This is a genomic window from Streptomyces sp. 3211.6 (assembly GCF_003634815.1).
Classification (GTDB): domain Bacteria; phylum Actinomycetota; class Actinomycetes; order Streptomycetales; family Streptomycetaceae; genus Streptomyces; species Streptomyces katrae_A.
The window spans coordinates 1705373-1725081 of record NZ_RBXC01000001.1 but is presented as its reverse complement, the minus strand read 5'-3'; the positions used below and the strand labels follow the sequence as shown (position 1 = coordinate 1725081).

The window sequence follows — 19709 nt, the reverse complement described above, 5'->3', positions numbered from 1 at the left end:
CCCCGGCCTGCCCTGCCCGCACCACCGTCAGCCCCGTCTGCCTGCCCTCCTCCCGACTTACGGAGCACCCAGATGAAGCGCCACCTCATCTCGGCCGCCGACCTCACGCGCGACGACGCCGTCCTCATCCTCGACACCGCCGAGGAGATGGCGCGCGTCGCCGACCGGCCGATAAAGAAGCTGCCCACCCTGCGCGGCCGCACGATCTGCAACCTGTTCTTCGAGGACTCGACCCGCACCCGGATCTCCTTCGAAGCCGCCGAGAAGCGCCTCTCCGCCGACGTCATCAACTTCGCCGCGAAGGGCTCCAGCGTCTCCAAGGGCGAGTCCCTCAAGGACACCGCCCAGACCCTGGAGGCCATGGGCGTCGACGCGGTCGTCATCCGCCACCACGCCTCCGGCGCCCCCTACCGGCTCGCCAACTCCGGCTGGATCGACGCCCCGGTGATCAACGCCGGCGACGGCACCCACCAGCACCCCACACAGGCCCTGCTCGACGCCTTCACCATGCGCCGCCGCCTGGTCGGCCGCGACGCCGGTCTCGGCAAGGGCCTCGACGGCCGCCGGATCACCATCGTCGGCGACGTCCTCCACAGCCGCGTGGCCCGCTCCAACGTCGACCTGCTGCACACCCTCGGCGCCGAGGTCACCCTGGTGGCCCCGCCCACCCTGGTGCCGGTCGGCGTCGAGAACTGGCCCTGCGAGGTCTCGTACAGCCTGGACGAGGTGCTGCCGAAGTCCGACGCGGTCATGATGCTGCGCGTCCAGCGCGAGCGGATGAACGCCGCCTTCTTCCCGACCGAGCGCGAGTACTCCCGCCGCTACGGCCTGGACGGCGCCCGCATGGCCCGGATGCCCGAGCACGCCATCGTGATGCACCCCGGCCCCATGGTCCGCGGCATGGAGATCACCGCCGAGGTCGCCGACTCCGACCGCTGCACGGTCGTCGAGCAGGTCGCCAACGGCGTCTCCATCCGCATGGCCGTCCTGTACCTGCTGCTCGGAGGCTCCGAGCCCGCCGTCACCACCAGCACCGCCGCCCGCACCGAGGAGAACAAGTAACCATGAGCAAGATCCTTATCCGCGGTGCGCAGGTCCTCGGCGGCGAGGCGCAGGACGTCCTGATCGACGGCGAGACCATCGCCGAGGTCGGAGCCGGGCTCTCCGCCGAGGGCGTCGACACCGTCATCGAGGCCGCCGGCCAGGTCCTCCTCCCGGGTCTCGTCGACCTCCACACCCACCTGCGCGAGCCCGGCCGCGAGGACTCCGAGACCGTCCTGACCGGCACCCGCGCCGCCGCCTCCGGCGGCTACACCGCCGTCTTCGCCATGGCCAACACCTTCCCCGTCGCCGACACCGCCGGTGTCGTCGAGCAGGTGTGGCGCCTGGGCAAGGAGTCCGGCTACTGCGACGTGCAGCCCATCGGCGCCGTCACCGTCGGCCTGGAGGGCAAGCAGCTCTCCGAGCTGGGCGCCATGCACGAGTCCGCCGCCCGCGTCACCGTCTTCTCCGACGACGGCAAGTGCGTGGACGACGCCGTGATCATGCGCCGCGCCCTGGAGTACGTGAAGGCCTTCGGCGGCGTCGTCGCCCAGCACGCCCAGGAGCCCCGCCTCACCGAGGGCGCCCAGATGAACGAGGGCACCGTCTCCGCGGAGCTCGGCCTCGGTGGCTGGCCGGCCGTCGCCGAGGAGTCGATCATCGCCCGCGACGTCCTCCTCGCCGAGCACGTCGGCTCCCGCGTGCACATCTGCCACCTCTCCACCGCCGGCTCCGTCGAGATCGTCCGCTGGGCCAAGTCCCGCGGCATCGACGTCACCGCCGAGGTCACCCCGCACCACCTGCTCCTCACCGACGAGCTGGTGCGCTCGTACAACCCGGTCTACAAGGTCAACCCGCCGCTGCGCACCGAGCGCGACGTGATGGCCCTGCGCGAGGCGCTCGCCGACGGCACGATCGACATCGTCGCCACCGACCACGCCCCGCACCCGCACGAGGACAAGGACTGCGAGTGGGCCGCCGCCGCCATGGGCATGGTGGGCCTGGAGACCGCGCTCTCCGTCGTCCAGCAGACGATGGTGGAGACCGGGATGCTGGACTGGGCCGGCGTCGCCGAGCGCATGTCCTTCGCCCCCGCCCGCATCGGCGGCCTGTCCCACCAGCACGGCCGGCCCGTCTCGGCAGGTGAACCCGCGAACCTGACCTTGGTCGATACCTCGTACCGTGGTCTCGTGGACCCCGCACACTTCGCCTCCCGCAGCCGCAACACGCCCTACGAGGGCCGCGAGCTGCCGGGGCGCGTCACCCACACCTTCCTGCGGGGCCGCGCAACGGTCGTGGACGGGAAGCTCGCGTGACACCTGCAGTGATCCAACTGGCCGCCGAGGCCGCCGAACGACAGTCGGCGGAGGTGACGGACTGGGGCGCGCGCATCGCGTGGGTGATCGGTCTGCTCGTCTTCATCGCCTTCGTCTACTGGCTGATGCGGCAGGGCTGGAAATGGCGCGGTGCCCTGCAGAACGACCTGCCGGAACTGCCCGCCGCCCCCGGCGGCCTCCCCGAGCACCGGCTGGCCCTGACCGGCCGGTACCACGGGTCCACCACCGCCGGGCAGTGGCTCGACCGGATCGTCGCCCACGGTCTGGGAGTGCGCAGCCGCGTGGAGCTCACCCTCACCGACGTGGGGCTCGACGTGGTCCGTCCGGGTGCCACCGACTTCTTCGTACCGGCCCCGCAGCTGCGCGGCGCCCGCCTCGACAAGGGAATCGCGGGCAAGGTACTCACCGAGGGCGGTCTGCTCGTCGTCACCTGGGCGCACGGCGACAAGCTGATCGACTCCGGATTCCGCTCCGACCGGGCGGCCGAGCACGCCGCCTGGGTCGAGGCGATCAACTCCATGAACACATCCATCACGACGGAAGGCGCCGAACGATGACGACCTCCACCAGGGGAGCAGCCAAAGCTCCCGCCGTACTCGTCCTGGAGGACGGCCGGATCTTCCGCGGCCGCGCCTACGGCGCAGTGGGGGAGACCTTCGGCGAGGCCGTGTTCTCCACCGGCATGACCGGCTACCAGGAGACCCTCACCGACCCGTCGTACCACCGGCAGGTCGTCGTGATGACCGCCCCCCACGTGGGCAACACCGGCGTCAACGACGAGGACCCCGAGTCCTCCCGCATCTGGGTCTCCGGCTACGTCGTGCGCGACCCCGCACGCATCCCGTCCAACTGGCGCTCGCAGCGCTCGCTGGACGAGGAGCTCGTCAAGCAGGGCGTCGTCGGCATCAGCGGCATCGACACCCGCGCCCTGACCCGGCACCTGCGCGAGCGCGGCGCCATGCGCGTCGGCATCTTCTCGGGCGAGGAGCTCGTCAGCGGCGCGACCGACGCGGCCCTGCTGGCGAAGGTCCAGGCACAGCCGCAGATGAAGGGCGCGAACCTCTCCGCCGAGGTCGCCACCAAGGAGGCGTACGTCGTCCCCGCGATCGGCGAGAAGCGCTTCACCGTCGCCGCCGTCGACCTCGGCATCAAGGGCATGACCCCGCACCGGATGGCCGAGCGCGGCATCGAGGTCCACGTGCTGCCCGCCACCGCCACCGTCGAGGACGTGTACGCGGTCAACCCGGACGGTGTGTTCTTCTCCAACGGCCCGGGCGACCCGGCCACCGCCGACGGCCCCGTCGCCGTCATGCAGGGCGTCCTGGAGCGCAAGACCCCGCTCTTCGGCATCTGCTTCGGCAACCAGATCCTGGGCCGCGCGCTCGGCTTCGGCACCTACAAGCTGAAGTACGGCCACCGCGGCATCAACCAGCCGGTCCAGGACCGCACCACCGGCAAGGTCGAGGTCACCGCGCACAACCACGGCTTCGCCGTCGACGCGCCCCTCGACAAGGTGTCCGAGACCCCCTTCGGCCGCGCCGAGGTCTCCCACGTCTGCCTGAACGACAACGTCGTCGAAGGCCTCCAGCTGCTCGACCAGCCGGCCTTCAGCGTCCAGTACCACCCCGAAGCGGCAGCCGGCCCGCACGACGCCGCCTACCTCTTCGACCGCTTCGTCAGCCTTATGGAGGCCGAGCGTGCCTAAGCGCACCGATATCCAGTCCGTCCTGGTCATCGGCTCCGGCCCGATCGTCATCGGCCAGGCCGCCGAGTTCGACTACTCCGGCACCCAGGCCTGCCGCATCCTCAAGGCCGAGGGCCTGCGGGTCATCCTGGTGAACTCCAACCCCGCGACGATCATGACCGACCCGGAGATCGCCGACGCCACGTACGTCGAGCCGATCACCCCCGAGTTCGTCGAGAAGATCATCGCCAAGGAGCGCCCCGACGCGCTCCTGCCCACCCTCGGCGGCCAGACCGCGCTCAACACCGCGATCTCCATGCACGAGCAGGGCGTCCTGGAGAAGTACGGCGTCGAGCTCATCGGCGCCAACGTCGAGGCCATCAACAAGGGCGAGGACCGCGACCTCTTCAAGGGCGTCGTCGAGGCCGTCAAGGCCAAGATCGGCCACGGCGAGTCCGCCCGCTCGGTCATCTGCCACTCGATGGACGACGTCCTGGCGGGCGTCGAGACCCTCGGCGGCTACCCCGTCGTCGTGCGCCCCTCCTTCACCATGGGCGGCGCCGGCTCCGGCTTCGCCCACGACGAGGACGAGCTGCGCCGCATCGCCGGACAGGGCCTCACGCTCTCCCCGACCACCGAGGTCCTCCTGGAGGAGTCCATCCTCGGCTGGAAGGAGTACGAGCTGGAGCTGATGCGCGACACCAAGGACAACGTGGTCGTCGTCTGCTCCATCGAGAACTTCGACCCGATGGGCGTCCACACCGGCGACTCCATCACCGTCGCCCCGGCGATGACCCTCACCGACCGCGAGTACCAGCGCCTGCGCGACATCGGCATCGCGATCATCCGCGAGGTCGGCGTCGACACCGGCGGCTGCAACATCCAGTTCGCGATCAACCCGGACGACGGCCGCGTCATCGTCATCGAGATGAACCCCCGCGTGTCCCGTTCGTCGGCGCTCGCGTCGAAGGCCACCGGCTTCCCGATCGCCAAGATCGCCGCCAAGCTGGCCATCGGCTACACGCTGGACGAGGTCCCCAACGACATCACCGAGAAGACCCCGGCCTCCTTCGAGCCGACCCTCGACTACGTCGTCGTCAAGGCCCCGCGCTTCGCCTTCGAGAAGTTCCCGGCCGCCGACGCCACCCTCACCACCACCATGAAGTCGGTGGGCGAGGCCATGGCCATCGGCCGCAACTTCACCGAGGCCCTCCAGAAGGCCCTGCGCTCCCTGGAGAAGAAGGGCTCGCAGTTCACCTTCGTCGGCGAGCCCGGCGACAAGGAGGAGCTGCTGCGCGTCGCGGTCCGCCCGACCGACGGCCGCATCAACACCGTCATGCAGGCCATCCGTGCCGGTGCCACCCAGGAGGAGGTGTTCGAGGCCACGAAGATCGACCCGTGGTTCGTCGACCAGCTCTTCCTGATCAAGGAGATCGCGGACGAGCTCGGCTCCGTCGAGAAGCTGGAGCCCGAGATCCTGGCCGAGGCCAAGCGCCACGGCTTCTCCGACGCCCAGATCGCCGAGATCCGCGGCCTGCGCGAGGACGTCGTCCGCGAGGTCCGCCACGCCCTCGGCGTCCGCCCGGTCTACAAGACGGTCGACACCTGCGCCGCCGAGTTCGCCGCGAAGACCCCGTACTTCTACTCGTCCTACGACGAGGAGTCCGAGGTCGCCCCGCGCACCAAGCCCGCGGTGATCATCCTGGGCTCCGGCCCGAACCGCATCGGCCAGGGCATCGAGTTCGACTACTCCTGCGTCCACGCCTCCTTCGCCCTCAGCGACGCCGGCTACGAGACCGTGATGGTCAACTGCAACCCCGAGACCGTCTCCACGGACTACGACACCTCCGACCGCCTGTACTTCGAGCCGCTGACGCTCGAAGACGTGCTGGAGATCGTCCACGCCGAGTCGCTGGCCGGCCCCATCGCCGGCGTCGTCGTCCAGCTCGGCGGCCAGACCCCCCTCGGTCTCGCCCAGGCCCTCAAGGACAACGGCGTCCCCGTCGTCGGCACCTCGCCCGAGGCCATCCACGCCGCCGAGGACCGCGGCGCCTTCGGCCGCGTCCTGGCCGAGGCCGGCCTGCCCGCCCCCAAGCACGGCACCGCCACCACCTTCGCGGGCGCGAAGGCGATCGCCGACGAGATCGGCTACCCGGTCCTCGTCCGCCCGTCCTACGTGCTCGGCGGCCGCGGCATGGAGATCGTCTACGACGAGACCCGCCTGGAGTCGTACATCGCGGAGTCGACCGAGATCTCCCCGACCCGCCCCGTGCTGGTCGACCGGTTCCTCGACGACGCCATCGAGATCGACGTGGACGCCCTCTACGACGGCGAGGAGCTCTACCTCGGCGGCGTGATGGAGCACATCGAGGAAGCCGGCATCCACTCCGGCGACTCGGCCTGCGCCCTGCCCCCGATCACCCTCGGCGGCTACGACATCAAGCGCCTGCGCGCCTCCACGGAGGCCATCGCCAAGGGCGTCGGCGTCCGCGGCCTGATCAACATCCAGTTCGCGATGGCGGGCGACATCCTCTACGTCCTGGAGGCCAACCCGCGCGCCTCCCGGACCGTGCCCTTCACCTCGAAGGCCACCGCCGTCCCGCTGGCGAAGGCCGCCGCCCGCATCGGGCTCGGCGCCACCATCGCCGAGCTGCGCGCCGAGGGCATGCTCCCCAAGGAGGGCGACGGCGGCACCCTGCCGCTGGACGCGCCGATCTCCGTCAAGGAGGCCGTCATGCCGTGGTCGCGCTTCCGCGACATCCACGGCCGCGGCGTCGACACGGTCCTCGGCCCGGAGATGCGCTCCACCGGCGAGGTCATGGGCATCGACTCGGTGTTCGGCACGGCCTACGCCAAGTCCCAGGCCGGCGCCTACGGCCCGCTGCCGACCAAGGGCCGCGCCTTCATCTCGGTCGCCAACCGCGACAAGCGCTCGATGATCTTCCCGGCGCGCGAGCTGGTCGCCCACGGCTTCGAGCTGATGGCGACCTCCGGCACCGCGGAGGTGCTGCGCCGCAACGGCATCAACGCCACCATCGTGCGCAAGCTCAGCGAGGGCGAGGGCCCGGACGGCGAGAAGACCATCGTCCAGCTGATCCACGACGGCCAGGTCGACCTGATCGTCAACACCCCGTACGGCACCGGCGGCCGCCTCGACGGCTATGAGATCCGTACGGCGGCCGTGGCGCGCGGCGTCCCGTGCCTGACGACGGTCCAGGCGCTCGCCGCCGCCGTCCAGGGCATCGAGGCGCTCGGTCGCGGCGAGGTGGGCGTGCGCTCCCTCCAGGAGCACGCGAAGCACCTGAACGCCTCCCGCGACTAGCAGCCCGTACGAAAGGGGGGACACCGGCCAGAGCGACCGGTGTCCCCCCTTTCATGAGGTCCTTCCGAGCACACAAGGGATGCAAGGGATAAACCGGACGATGTACAAACTGTTCTTCGAGCTCGTCTTCAAGCGGATGGACCCCGAGCGGGCGCACTACACGGCCTTCCGCTGGATCCGCCTCGCCGCCCGTACCCCGGTGCTGCGCACCTTCGTCGCCGCGGCCCTGGCCCCGCGCTACGAGGGGCTGCGCACGGAGGCCCTGGGCCTGCGCATGCACGGCCCCTTCGGGCTCGCCGCCGGCTTCGACAAGAACGCCGTCGCCATCGACGGCATGGCCATGCTCGGCTTCGACCACGTCGAGATCGGCACGGTCACCGGCCAGGCCCAGCCCGGCAACCCCAAGAAGCGGCTCTTCCGCCTGGTCCCCGACCGCGCGCTGATCAACCGCATGGGCTTCAACAACGAGGGCTCCGAGGCCGTCGCGGCCCGCCTGGCGGCCCGCAACCCGGTCTTCAAGACCGTGGTCGGCGTCAACATCGGCAAGACCAAGGTGGTCCCGGAGGCCGAGGCCGCCGCCGACTACGTGGTCTCCACCGAGCGCCTCGCCCGGCACGCGGACTACCTCGTCGTCAACGTCTCCTCGCCCAACACCCCGGGCCTGCGCAACCTCCAGGCCACGGAGTCCCTCCGCCCGCTGCTGACCGCCGTGCGCGAGGCCGCCGACCGGTCGGTCACCGGCCGCCGCGTCCCGCTGCTGGTCAAGATCGCCCCGGACCTGGCCGACGAGGACGTGGACGCCGTCGCCGACCTGGCCCTGGAGCTGGGCCTGGACGGCATCATCGCCACCAACACCACCATCGCCCGCGAGGGCCTGGGCCTGAAGTCCGACCCCGCCCTGGTCCAGGAGACCGGCGGGCTGTCCGGCGCCCCCGTCAAGGAGCGCTCCCTGGAGGTCCTGCGCCGCCTGTACGCCCGCGTGGGCGACCGGATCACCCTGGTCGGCGTCGGCGGCATCGAGAACGCCGAGGACGCCTGGCAGCGCATCCTGGCGGGCGCCACCCTGATCCAGGGCTACAGCGCCTTCATCTACGAGGGCCCGTTCTACGCCCGCGCCATCCACAAGGGCCTCGCCGCACGCCTGGCCGCCAGCCCGTACGCGACCCTGGCCGAGGCCGTGGGCGCCGAGACCCGAAAGGCCGCCCAGTGACCTCCCAGACCCCTCTGACCCCCTTCGGAGCCCGTCTGCGGGCCGCGATGGACGCGCGCGGCCCCCTGTGCGTCGGCATCGACCCGCACGCCGCCCTGCTGGACTCCTGGGGCCTGGCGGACGACATCGCGGGCCTGGAGCGGTTCTCCCGCACGGTGGTGGAGGCGCTCGCCGATTCGGTGGCGGTCTTCAAGCCGCAGGCCGCCTTCTTCGAGCGGTTCGGCTCGCGCGGCGTGGCGGTGCTGGAGCGGACCGTGGCGGACGCCCGGGCGGCCGGGACCCTGGTGGTGATGGACGCCAAGCGCGGGGACATCGGCTCCACGATGGCCGCGTACGCCTCCGCCTTCCTGGACCCGTCCTCCCCGCTGTTCTCGGACGCGCTGACGGTCTCCCCGTACCTGGGCTACGGCTCGCTGAAGCCGGCCGTGGACCTGGCCCGCGAGTCCGGCGCCGGGCTCTTCGTGCTGGCCCTCACCTCCAACCCGGAGGGCGCCGAGGTCCAGCGGGCCGTGCGCGAGGACGGCCGCTCCATCGGGGCGACCATGCTGGCGCACCTGGCGGCGGAGAACGCCGGGGCGGAGCCGATGGGCTCCTTCGGCGCGGTGGTCGGCGCCACCCTGGGCGACCTGTCCTCCTTCGACCTGGACATCAACGGCCCCCTGCTGGCCCCCGGCATCGGCGCCCAGGGCGCGACCGCGGCGGACCTCCCGGCGGTCTTCGGCGCGGCCGTGGGCAACGTCGTCCCGAACGTCTCTCGAGGCGTCCTCAAGCACGGGCCGGACACCGCCGCCCTGCGGGCCTCCGCGAAGCGGTTCGCGGACGAGATCCGCGAGGCCGTGGCGGTCTGAGCGGACGGGTCGCGGACCGGCGCGGAGCACCCACCGGGCACGGGCTGACGAAAATCGAACGTCTTTCCCCGGACAAAACCGGGGTGGTATGTCCGTGATGTACGGTTCAGTGGAGGCTGACCAGGACTTTTCGTCCGTTCTCGCTGACTGGAGCGGCCTTGGCCGCTAGTCTCCGACCAGAGTGAACGCGCAGCGAACGAGTTCCATCGCTGTTCGGGAGCTCGCCCGGCGTGGTGCCCGAGGGCTCCCCGCCGGTCCGTATCCGACAGTTCGACATCCGAGGTGACGTAGGCGTGGCTCTTCCGCCCCTTACCCCTGAACAGCGCGCAGCAGCGCTCGAAAAGGCCGCCGCGGCTCGCCGGGAGCGGGCCGAGGTGAAGAATCGACTCAAGCACTCCGGCGCCTCTCTCCACGACGTCATCAAGACGGGCCAGGAGAACGACGTCATCGGCAAGATGAAGGTCTCCGCCCTTCTCGAGTCGCTGCCCGGCGTCGGCAAGGTCCGCGCCAAGCAGATCATGGAGCGCCTCGGCATCTCCGAGTCCCGGCGTGTCCGAGGTCTCGGCTCCAACCAGATCGCCTCTCTGGAGCGTGAGTTCGGCGGTAGCGGCGCCTGAGGCGTCGCCCGAAGTTCTCCCGGCGTTCTCAGGCAGTCCCGAGAACCTGGATAATCGCTCTATGGCAGCAGAGGTTCGTCCGCGGCTGACCGTGCTCTCCGGCCCCTCGGGGGTCGGCAAGAGCACGGTCGTCGCGCATATGCGCAAGGTCCACCCCGAGGTCTGGCTCTCGGTGTCGGCCACCACCCGCAAGCCGCGGCCCGGTGAGCGACACGGAGTCCAGTACTTCTTCGTCAACGACGACGAGTTCGACAAGCTGATCGCCAACGGCGAGCTGCTGGAGTGGGCCGAGTTCGCGGGCAACCGCTACGGCACACCGCGCGGCGCGGTACTGGAACGCCTCGACAACGGCGAACCGGTCCTCCTGGAGATCGACCTCCAGGGCGCCCGGCTCGTCCGCGAGTCGATGCCGGAGGCACAGCTGGTCTTCCTCGCCCCGCCGAGCTGGGACGAGCTGGTCCGCCGGCTCACCGGCCGGGGCACCGAGACCGCGGAGGTCATCGAGCGCCGGCTCGACACCGCCAAGGTCGAACTCGCTGCCGAGTCCGAGTTCGACACCACCCTGGTCAACACCTCCGTCGAGGACGTAGCACGTGAGCTGCTAGCCTTGATGGAAGTTGTCTGATCTTTTATCCATCTTCGGAAGGTAGAGCGTGTCCTCTTCCATCACCGCGCCCGAGGGCATCATCAACCCGCCGATCGACGAGCTGCTCGAGGCCACTGACTCGAAGTACAGCCTCGTGATCTACGCGGCCAAGCGTGCGCGTCAGATCAACGCGTACTACTCGCAGCTCGGTGAGGGCCTGCTGGAGTACGTCGGCCCGCTGGTGGACACTCACGTCCACGAGAAGCCGCTCTCGATCGCCCTGCGCGAGATCAACGCGGGTCTGCTGACCTCCGAGGCCATCGAGGCCCCGGCCCAGTAAGGCACGCACATCGCACACCACAGGCCCGGCAGCACGGCTGCCGGGCCTGTGGTGTGTCATAGGTACGGACGCAACCGATCACGGGAGAAGCAGTGGACAAGCCGAAGGTCGTGCTGGGAGTCAGCGGCGGCATCGCCGCCTACAAGGCGTGCGAGCTGCTGCGCCGGCTGACCGAGTCCGGGCACGAGGTGCGGGTGGTGCCCACCGCCGCCTCCCTGAACTTCGTCGGCGAGGCCACCTGGGCGGCGCTCTCCGGCAACCCGGCCTCCACCGAGGTCTGGGAGAGCGTGAACGAGGTGCCCCACGTGCGGATCGGCCAGGGCGCCGACCTCGTGGTCGTCGCCCCGGCCACCGCCGACATGCTGGCCAAGGCCGCCCACGGCCTGGCCGACGACCTCCTCACCAACACCCTGCTCACCGCCCGCTGCCCGGTGGTCTTCGCCCCCGCGATGCACACCGAGATGTGGGAGCACCCCGCCACCCAGGAGAACGTCGCCACCCTGCGCCGCCGCGGCGCGGTGGTCATCGAGCCCGCCGTCGGCCGCCTGACCGGCAAGGACACCGGCAAGGGCCGGCTCCCCGACCCCGAGGAGATCTTCGAGGTCTGCCGGGCCGTCCTCGCGCGCGGCGCCGCCGCCCCCGACCTGGCCGGACGGCACGTGGTCATCAGCGCGGGCGGCACCCGCGAGCCCCTGGACCCGGTCCGCTTCCTCGGCAACCGCTCCTCGGGCAAGCAGGGCTACGCGCTGGCCCGCACCGCCGTGGCGCGCGGGGCCCGGGTCACCCTGGTGGCCGCCAACACCGCGCTGGCCGACCCCGCCGGGGCGGACGTCGTACGCGTGGGCACGGCCCTCCAGCTGCGCGAGGCGGTGCTGGCGGCGGCCGCCGACGCCGACGCCGTGGTGATGGCCGCCGCCGTGGCCGACTTCCGGCCCGCCGCGTACGCCGACGGCAAGATCAAGAAGCAGGAGGGGCGGGAGCCCGACCCGGTGGCGCTCGTGCGCAACCCGGACGTGCTCGCCGAGATCTCCGCCGAGCGGGCCCTGAAGGGTCAGGTCGTGGTCGGATTCGCCGCCGAGACGGACGACGTGCTCGACAACGGCCGGGCCAAGCTCCGCCGCAAGGGCTGCGACCTCCTCGTCGTCAACGAGGTCGGCGCGAGCAAGACCTTCGGATCTGAGGAGAACGAAGCCGTCATCCTGGCCTCCGATGGTGGCGAGGTGCAGGTTCCCCATGGTCCGAAGGAAGCCCTGGCGGATGTCATTTGGGACCAGGTCGCGCCGCGGCTCGCACCCCCGAGCGAGCTCCGACGCGCCTGAGCGTTTCTCTTCTCGCCGGGAAATCCGTACGTCAGAATGGAGTGCCGCAGGTCACACGGCTCCCATAAGGCGAGACGGGTGGTCCGGCGAACGGTGGCGACCGATAAACTGCATCTGGAACGTGACCGGGCGCAGCCCCCGGTATCGTTCCGCCAAATGATCAGCCAGCAGCCGCTGCAACCCCAGGGAGCATTGTGTCCCGTCGTCTGTTCACCTCGGAGTCCGTGACCGAGGGTCACCCCGACAAGATCGCTGACCAGATCAGCGACACGATCCTCGACGCCCTCCTCACCGAGGACCCGACCTCGCGCGTGGCCGTGGAGACCCTCATCACCACCGGCCTGGTGCACATCGCGGGCGAGGTGACGACGAAGGCGTACGCCCCGATCGCCCAGCTCGTCCGCGACAAGATCCTCGAGATCGGCTATGACTCCTCGAAGAAGGGCTTCGACGGCGCCTCCTGCGGCGTCTCGGTGTCCATCGGCGCGCAGTCCCCGGACATCGCCCAGGGTGTCGACACGGCCTACGAGTCGCGTGTCGAGGGCGACGAGGACGAGCTCGACAAGCAGGGCGCCGGCGACCAGGGCCTGATGTTCGGCTACGCCTGCGACGAGACCCCCGAGCTGATGCCGCTGCCGATCCACATCGCGCACCGGCTCTCGCGGCGCCTGTCCGAGGTCCGCAAGAACGGGACCATCCCGTACCTGCGCCCCGACGGCAAGACCCAGGTCACCATCGAGTACGACGGCGACAAGGCCGTGCGCCTGGACACGGTCGTCGTGTCCACGCAGCACGCGGCGGACATCGACCTGGACTCGCTGCTCGCCCCCGACATCCGCGAGTTCGTCGTCGAGCACGTGCTCGCGCAGCTCGTCGAGGACGGCATCAAGCTGGACACCGAGGGCTACCGGCTGCTGGTGAACCCGACCGGGCGTTTCGAGATCGGCGGCCCGATGGGCGACGCCGGCCTGACCGGCCGCAAGATCATCATCGACACGTACGGCGGCATGGCCCGCCACGGCGGCGGCGCCTTCTCCGGCAAGGACCCGTCGAAGGTGGACCGCTCGGCCGCGTACGCCATGCGCTGGGTCGCCAAGAACGTCGTCGCCGCCGGCCTCGCGGCCCGCTGCGAGGTCCAGGTCGCGTACGCGATCGGCAAGGCCGAGCCCGTCGGCCTGTTCGTCGAGACCTTCGGCACCGCCAAGGTCGACGTGCAGAAGATCGAGGACGCGATCGGCGAGGTCTTCGACCTCCGCCCGGCCGCCATCATCCGCGACCTCGACCTGCTGCGCCCGATCTACGCGCAGACCGCCGCCTACGGCCACTTCGGCCGCGAGCTCCCCGACTTCACCTGGGAGCGCACCGACCGCGTCGACGCCCTGCGCGCCGCCGCCGGTCTGTAAGCGGCACCCCGCTCCACCCGATACCGCCCCGGACCCGCAGGTCCGGGGCGGTATCGCGTTGCGGCCCCGGCCCGCCCCGCATAGGCTGCACGCGCCCTCCCGGTGCGAGGGGTGACGGCTTCATCTGGAGCCGGGCGCGAGCCCGGTGTTGAAGGACCGCGGTACCGCCGCCGCCCGCCGAGACCTCGGGAGGGCTCCGACTGTCGGTGCCCTTTGGTAAGAATGCTGCTGTGAGCAGCGAGAACGCACCCGACGCAGACGGCCCCGGCGGCCCGCCGCAGCAGCTCGCGCTCATCCGGGAGATGGTCGCCGAGGCGAAGGCCAAGGCGCCCAAGGCCAAGCCGCGCACCTGGCGCGGGGCCGCGCTCGCCGAGGAGCTGCCGGTGGCGCGCGTCCTCGTGAACAAGGGCGTCCTCCACCTCGACCGGCTCTTCGACTACGCCGTCCCCGCCGAGCTCTCCGAGGCCGCCCGCCCCGGCGTCCGCGTCCGCGTCCGCTTCGGCGCCGGCGCCCACCGGGTGCACGGCGGCCGCCGTGAGGGCGGCGGGCTCATCGACGGCTTCATCGTCGAGCGGCGCGCCGAGTCGGACTACGAGGGGGCGCTGGCCGCCCTCGCCCAGGTCGTCTCGCCCGAGGTGGTCCTCGGCCCCCGCATGCTGGCCCTGGCCCGGGCCGTCGCCGACCGGTACGCGGGCAGCCTGGCCGACGTCCTCCAACTGGCCCTGCCCCCGCGCAACGCCCGCGCCGAGGCCAAGCCCTCCCCGGACCCGCTGCCCCCGCCCGCCCCGCCCGAACCCGGCGGCTGGACCCGGTACGGCGCCGGGCCCGCCTTCCTGCGCGCCCTGGCCGGCGGCGGTACCCCCCGCGCGGTGTGGACCGCCCTGCCCGGCCCCGGCTGGGCCGACGAGCTGGCCCGTGCCATGGCGGCCACCCTCGCCTCCGGCCGCGGCGCCCTGGCCGTGGTCCCCGACGGGCGGACGGCCGCCCGGGTCGACGCCGCCCTGACCGCCCTGCTGGGCCAGGGGCGGCACGCGCTGCTGACCGCCGACTCCGGGCCGGAGAAGCGCTACCGGGAGTGGCTCGCGGTCAACCGGGGCTCGGTCCGGGCCGTGGTCGGCACCCGGGCGGCGATGTTCGCGCCCGTCCGGGACCTCGGGCTGGTCGCGGTCTGGGACGACGGCGACTCCAGCCACGGCGACGACCACGCCCCCTTCCCGCACGTCCGCGAGGTCCTGGAGCTGCGCGCGGTCACCGACGGCTGCGCCTTCCTCGTCGGGAGCACCAGCTGCACCGTCGAGGCCGCCCAGCTGGTCGAGTCCGGCTGGGCCCGTCCGCTGACCGCCGACCGGGAGACGGTGCGTGCCGCCGCCCCCCGCATCCGTACCGTCGGCGACGAACTGCTGGCCCGCGACGGGGCCGCCCGGGCGGCCCGGTTGCCGAGCCTGGCCTGGGAGACCGTCCGGGAAGGCCTGAAGAGCGGGCCCGTGCTGGTCCAGGTGCCCCGGCGCGGGTACGTGCCCCGGCTGGCGTGCGAGCGCTGCCGCACCCCGGCCCGCTGCACCGTGTGCGCCGGGCCGCTGGAGGCCCCCGACGAGCGGGACCTGCACTGCGGCTGGTGCGGGCGGGGCGAGCCGGCCTGGCACTGCGAGGAGTGCGGATCGTTCCGGCTGCGGGCCCAGGTGGTGGGCGCGCGGCGGACCGCGGAGGAGCTGGGCCGGGCCTTCCCGGCCGTGCCGGTACGGACCTCGGGGCGCGACCACGTCCTGGACGAGGTGCCGGACCGCCCGGCGCTGGTGGTCTCCACCCCCGGCGCCGAGCCGGTCGCGGCGGGCGCCGGTTACGCGGCGGCGCTGCTGCTGGACGGCTGGGCGATGCTGACCCGGCCCGACCTGCGGGCCGGGGAGGACGCGCTGCGGCGCTGGATCGCCGCCGCCTCGCTGGTCCGGGCGGACGGCCAGGTCGTGGTCGTCGCCGAGCCGACGCTGCGGCCGGTCCAGGCGCTGGTGCGGTGGGATCCCGTGGGGCATGCGGTGCGGGAGCTCGCGGAGCGGGCGCAGCTGGGGTTCCCGCCGGTGTCGCGGATGGCGGCGGTGGCGGGGCGGGGGGAGGCGGTGGAGGCCTTCCTCGCGGCCGCGGACCTGCCGGCGGATGCGGAGGTGCTGGGGCCGGTACCGCTGCCCGGGCGGCGGGGGGAGGCCTCGCCGGGGGAGCGGGCGCTGGTGCGGGTCCCGCCGGGGAGCGGGGCGGCGTTGGCGGCGGCGTTGAAGTCGGCCCAGGCTGCGCGGATGGCGCGCGGGGTGCCGGTCGCCGACGCGGTCCGGGTGCGGATCGATCCGCCGGACATCGGCTGAGGCCGCCCGCGGGTGCGGGTGGTACCGCTGCGAGGAGCCGTCTTCCCGCCCCGCCCTTCCCCCGTTCCTCCTTCAGCGGTAGCCGGGGAGGAACGGGCGAAGGGCGGGCAGGGGGCGGCCCCACAGGGCCGCCTTACGAGCGGGCGGCCTCTGCGGGGCCGGGGGGCCGTCGGGGGTCGGCGTCCCGGCGGCGGGGCGGGGTCAGCCGTTGCGGGGCCCGGGGAAGGCCGACTGACGGGGAGCCGGAGCCGCAGCGGCCTGGCTGTCCTCGCGGACCGGCTGCGGCGGCACGGAGCGGGCCGCCGGAATGGTCGGCAGCGGGCCCAGCGTCCGCGTCGTGGTGCCCTCGGCCGGCGGCTCCGCCGCCTCCGCGGCCTGCGCCCGCCGCGCCCCGTACCGGCGGTGCACGGCCTGCTTGGTGACGCCGAGCGCCGACCCGACCGCGTCCCAGGAGAAGCCCAGGGAACGGTCGAAGTCCACCGCAGCGGTGACGAGCGTCTCGACGCTGTCCCGCAGCTCCTGTGCGAGGCGGACGGTGGGTGCGGGCGCCCTGCCGTAGACGACGAAGCCCGTGGAGGGCCCGGAGCGGCGCGGGCGGTACACGTTGCCGAGCTGGGCGGTGAGCGTACGCAGTGCGTCCACCTGCCGGCGAACCCGCTCGATGTCCCGCACCAGGAGGTGCAGACTGGCCCGCGCTTGGGCGTCATGGGTGGCGTGGTCGGCCATGGAGAAGCCTCTCGAACCGGTGCTGAAGAGCGGATCGGGCCGCAGACACCGTTCAGAATCGCGGCCCGTTTCGGTCAATCTCTCTTGACCAACGCGCCAACGTGCGCCCAGGTCACGCCTTGGGGGCGTGTCGGCATATGCGAGAGGCGCGTGTGTGTGCGTACGCCCCCGATCCCGCAGGTGGGCCCGGGGGACCACGCCCCCTAGACTGGACCGCTGCTGACGCCGAGATAGCGAGGTAGGACCCCAGTGAAGCTCGTCTTCGCAGGCACCCCCGAGGTCGCCGTGCCCGCCCTGGACGCCCTGATCGCCTCCGGGCGGCACGAGGTCGCGGCCGTCGTCACCCGGCCCGACGCACCGGCCGGCCGCGGCCGGCGGCTGGTCGCCAGCCCGGTGGCCGAGCGGGCCGAGGAGGCGGGCATCGAGGTCCTCAAGCCGGTCCGCCCGCGCGACCCGGAGTTCCAGGAGCGGCTCCGCGAGATCGCCCCGGACTGCTGCCCCGTCGTCGCCTACGGCGCCCTGATCCCCAAGAGCGCCCTGGACATCCCCGTCCACGGCTGGGTCAACCTGCACTTCTCGCTGCTGCCCGCCTGGCGCGGTGCCGCCCCCGTCCAGCAGGCGATCATGGCCGGCGACCAGGTCACCGGGGCCTCCACCTTCCGGATCGAGGAGGGGCTCGACACCGGCCCGGTCTTCGGGGTCCTCACCGAGGACATCCGCCCGACCGACACCAGCGGCGACCTGCTGACCCGCCTCGCCTTCGCCGGCGCCGGGCTGCTGACCGCGACCATGGACGGCATCGAGGACGGCTCCCTGCGCGCCGTCGAGCAGCCCGCCGAGGGGGTCTCCCTCGCGCCGAAGATCACCGTCGAGGACGCCCGCGTCGACTGGAACGCCCCCGCGCTGCGCGCCGACCGGGTCGTGCGCGGCTGCACCCCGGCGCCGGGCGCCTGGACGGTCTTCCGCGGCGAGCGCCTCAAGCTGGTCTCCGTCGGGCTGGTCCCCGACCGCACGGACCTGGCGCCCGGCGTCCTGGCCCCCGCCAAGAACAACGTGTACGTCGGCACCGGCTCGCACGCCGTCGAGCTGCTCTGGGTGCAGCCGCAGGGCAAGAAGCCGATGAAGGGCGCCGACTGGGCCCGCGGGGTGCGCATCGCTCCCGGCGAGCGCCTGGGCGGGACCGACGTAGGCTGATTCCATCCGCGCCCGCCCCCGGCGGGGGCGGGCGCGACACCCCGTGACACCGCGGTACCCCGCGACACCGCAGCACCCCGAAGCACCTCGTACCTCCGGAGCACCTTCCACGTGAGCGAAAAGTCCCCCCAGCCCCGTCGCAGCCCCGGCCAGGGCGGCCGGCCGGCCAAGCCCTACCGCCGGCCCCAGAAGGACCCCGTCCGGATGCTGGCCTTCGAGGCGCTGCGGGCGGTGGACGAGCGCGACGCGTACGCCAACCTCGTCCTGCCCCCGCTGCTGAAGAAGGCCCGCCAGGACGAGAAGTTCCAGGCGCGCGACGCCGCCCTGGCCACGGAGCTGGTCTACGGGACCCTGCGCCGCCAGGGCACCTACGACGCGGTCATCGCCGCCTGCGTCGACCGGCCGCTGCGCGAGGTGGACCCGCCGGTGCTGGACGTGCTGTCGCTCGGCGCCCACCAGCTGCTGGGCACCCGCATCCCCACGCACGCCGCCGTCTCCGCGAGCGTGGAGCTGGCCCGGGTGGTGCTCGGCGACGGCCGGGCCAAGTTCGTGAACGCCGTCCTGCGCAAGATCGCCGCCCATGACCTGGACGGCTGGCTGGAGCGGGTCGCGCCGCCGTACGAGGAGGACGCCGAGGAGCACCTCGCGGTCTACCACTCCCACCCCCGCTGGGTGGTCAGCGCCCTGTGGGACGCCCTGGGCGGCGGCCGCGCCGGCATCGAGGACCTCCTGGAGGCGGACAACGAGCGGCCCGAGGTCACCCTGGTGGCCCGGCCGGGCCGGTCCACGCCCGAGGAGCTGGTGGAGGCGCTCGGCGAGGAGTCGGCGCTGCCGGGCCGCTGGTCCCCGTACGCCGTGCGGATGGCCGAGGGCGGTGAGCCCGGCGCGCTGGAGGCGGTCCGCGAGGGCCGCGCCGGCGTGCAGGACGAGGGCAGCCAGCTGGTGGCCATGGCCCTGGCGGCGGCTCCGGTCGAGGGCCGCGACGAGCGCTGGCTGGACGGCTGCGCGGGCCCGGGCGGCAAGGCGTCCCTGCTGGGCGCGCTGGCCGCGCAGCGGGGGGCGTTCCTGCTGGCCTCCGAGAAGCAGCCGCACCGGGCGCGCCTCGTGGAGCGGTCGCTGGCCGGCAACCCGGGCCCGTACCAGGTCATCGCCGCCGACGGCACCCGCCCGCCGTGGCGCCCGGGCTCCTTCGACCGGGTGCTGATGGACGTGCCCTGCTCCGGCCTGGGCGCGCTGCGCCGCCGCCCCGAGGCCCGCTGGCGGCGCCGCCCGCAGGACCTGGAGGGCTTCGCACCGCTCCAGCGCGCCCTGCTGCGCGAGGCCCTGTCCGCGGTGCGGGTCGGCGGCGTCGTGGGCTACGCCACCTGCTCCCCGCACCTGGCGGAGACCCGGGTCGTGGTGGAGGACGTCCTCAAGGGCCGCGGCGCGGGCAACGTCCCGGTGGCGGCCGAGCTGATCGACGCCCGCCCGTACATGGAGGGCGTCCCGGCCCTCGGCGACGGCCCGGACGTCCAGCTGTGGCCGCACCTCCACGGCACGGACGCCATGTACCTGGCCCTCCTCCGCCGCACGGCGTAGCGGCACCTTCCGCCGCCGGCCTCCCGCCTCGGCGGTGAGAGGCGGTCGTCGCCGGCTACCCGGGAGAGCACACGGTCGCACAGGTGGCGGCTTCTGCCACCGGTGCGGTGCGCGTTGCGGTGACGACCCCCTCCGAGGGGCGGGCGCCCGTCG

At 72.7% G+C, this 19709-nt stretch carries 16 protein-coding genes; 15 read left to right on the top strand and 1 reads right to left on the bottom strand.

Annotated features, from left to right (window positions below; all coding sequences use genetic code 11):
• The first annotated feature begins 72 nt into the window (after positions 1–72).
• The 13 genes from BX286_RS08030 to BX286_RS07970 all read left to right on the top strand — a co-directional run bounded on the left by BX286_RS08030 (position 73) and on the right by BX286_RS07970 (position 16058).
• Complete coding sequence (locus BX286_RS08030) at positions 73–1062, top strand: aspartate carbamoyltransferase catalytic subunit (protein WP_079425018.1); 990 nt, start codon at positions 73–75, stop codon at positions 1060–1062.
• A gap of 2 nt (positions 1063–1064) precedes the next feature.
• Positions 1065–2357, top strand: a complete 1293-nt coding sequence (locus BX286_RS08025) for a dihydroorotase (RefSeq protein ID WP_079425016.1) — start codon at positions 1065–1067, stop codon at positions 2355–2357.
• The gene (locus BX286_RS08020; RefSeq protein ID WP_079425014.1) at positions 2354–2935 is read left to right on the top strand and encodes a hypothetical protein; all 582 of its coding nucleotides are present in this window, start codon (positions 2354–2356) and stop codon (positions 2933–2935) included. Before BX286_RS08025 ends, BX286_RS08020 begins: the two co-directional genes overlap by 4 nt.
• Entirely contained in the window at positions 2932–4083 is a 1152-nt protein-coding gene (carA, locus tag BX286_RS08015; protein ID WP_121014780.1) for a glutamine-hydrolyzing carbamoyl-phosphate synthase small subunit, read from the top strand. Before BX286_RS08020 ends, carA begins: the two co-directional genes overlap by 4 nt.
• Entirely contained in the window at positions 4076–7384 is a 3309-nt protein-coding gene (carB, locus tag BX286_RS08010) for a carbamoyl-phosphate synthase large subunit (protein WP_079425010.1), read from the top strand. Before carA ends, carB begins: the two co-directional genes overlap by 8 nt.
• A 100-nt stretch (positions 7385–7484) precedes the next feature.
• Complete coding sequence (locus BX286_RS08005) at positions 7485–8594, top strand: quinone-dependent dihydroorotate dehydrogenase (protein ID WP_079425009.1); 1110 nt, start codon at positions 7485–7487, stop codon at positions 8592–8594.
• Complete coding sequence (gene pyrF / locus BX286_RS08000) at positions 8591–9442, top strand: orotidine-5'-phosphate decarboxylase (protein WP_261340940.1); 852 nt, start codon at positions 8591–8593, stop codon at positions 9440–9442. Before BX286_RS08005 ends, pyrF begins: the two co-directional genes overlap by 4 nt.
• 293 nt (positions 9443–9735) lie before the next feature.
• Positions 9736–10059: an integration host factor gene (locus BX286_RS07995; protein ID WP_030234009.1), complete on the top strand. Its 324-nt coding sequence runs from the start codon at positions 9736–9738 to the stop codon at positions 10057–10059.
• 61 nt (positions 10060–10120) lie between these two features.
• A complete protein-coding gene (gmk, locus tag BX286_RS07990) occupies positions 10121–10684 on the top strand; it encodes a guanylate kinase (RefSeq protein ID WP_079425007.1) in 564 nt (187 codons plus the stop codon).
• Between the two features lie 28 nt (positions 10685–10712).
• Complete coding sequence (gene rpoZ / locus BX286_RS07985; protein ID WP_004948662.1) at positions 10713–10985, top strand: DNA-directed RNA polymerase subunit omega; 273 nt, start codon at positions 10713–10715, stop codon at positions 10983–10985.
• 92 nt (positions 10986–11077) lie between these two features.
• Entirely contained in the window at positions 11078–12304 is a 1227-nt protein-coding gene (coaBC, locus tag BX286_RS07980; protein WP_079425005.1) for a bifunctional phosphopantothenoylcysteine decarboxylase/phosphopantothenate--cysteine ligase CoaBC, read from the top strand.
• Between the two features lie 194 nt (positions 12305–12498).
• Positions 12499–13707, top strand: coding sequence for a methionine adenosyltransferase (gene metK / locus BX286_RS07975; RefSeq protein ID WP_079425003.1), 1209 nt, complete (start codon positions 12499–12501; stop codon positions 13705–13707).
• Between the two features lie 230 nt (positions 13708–13937).
• The gene (locus BX286_RS07970; protein ID WP_079425001.1) at positions 13938–16058 is read left to right on the top strand and encodes a primosomal protein N'; all 2121 of its coding nucleotides are present in this window, start codon (positions 13938–13940) and stop codon (positions 16056–16058) included.
• 201 nt (positions 16059–16259) lie between these two features.
• Here the strand turns inward: BX286_RS07970 and BX286_RS07965 are convergent, their stop codons facing one another.
• On the bottom strand, positions 16260–16784 hold the full coding sequence (locus tag BX286_RS07965) for a hypothetical protein (protein WP_079424999.1): 525 nt from the start codon (positions 16782–16784) through the stop codon (positions 16260–16262).
• A 249-nt stretch (positions 16785–17033) separates the two neighbouring features.
• Here BX286_RS07965 and fmt point away from each other — a divergent pair, with 249 nt between their 5' ends.
• Positions 17034–17978, top strand: coding sequence for a methionyl-tRNA formyltransferase (fmt, locus tag BX286_RS07960; protein ID WP_079424997.1), 945 nt, complete (start codon positions 17034–17036; stop codon positions 17976–17978).
• A gap of 111 nt (positions 17979–18089) precedes the next feature.
• Positions 18090–19556 carry an RsmB/NOP family class I SAM-dependent RNA methyltransferase gene (locus tag BX286_RS07955; RefSeq protein WP_079424995.1) on the top strand — a complete coding sequence of 489 codons (1467 nt, stop codon included), beginning with the start codon at positions 18090–18092 and terminating at the stop codon, positions 19554–19556.
• Positions 19557–19709 lie beyond the last annotated feature (153 nt).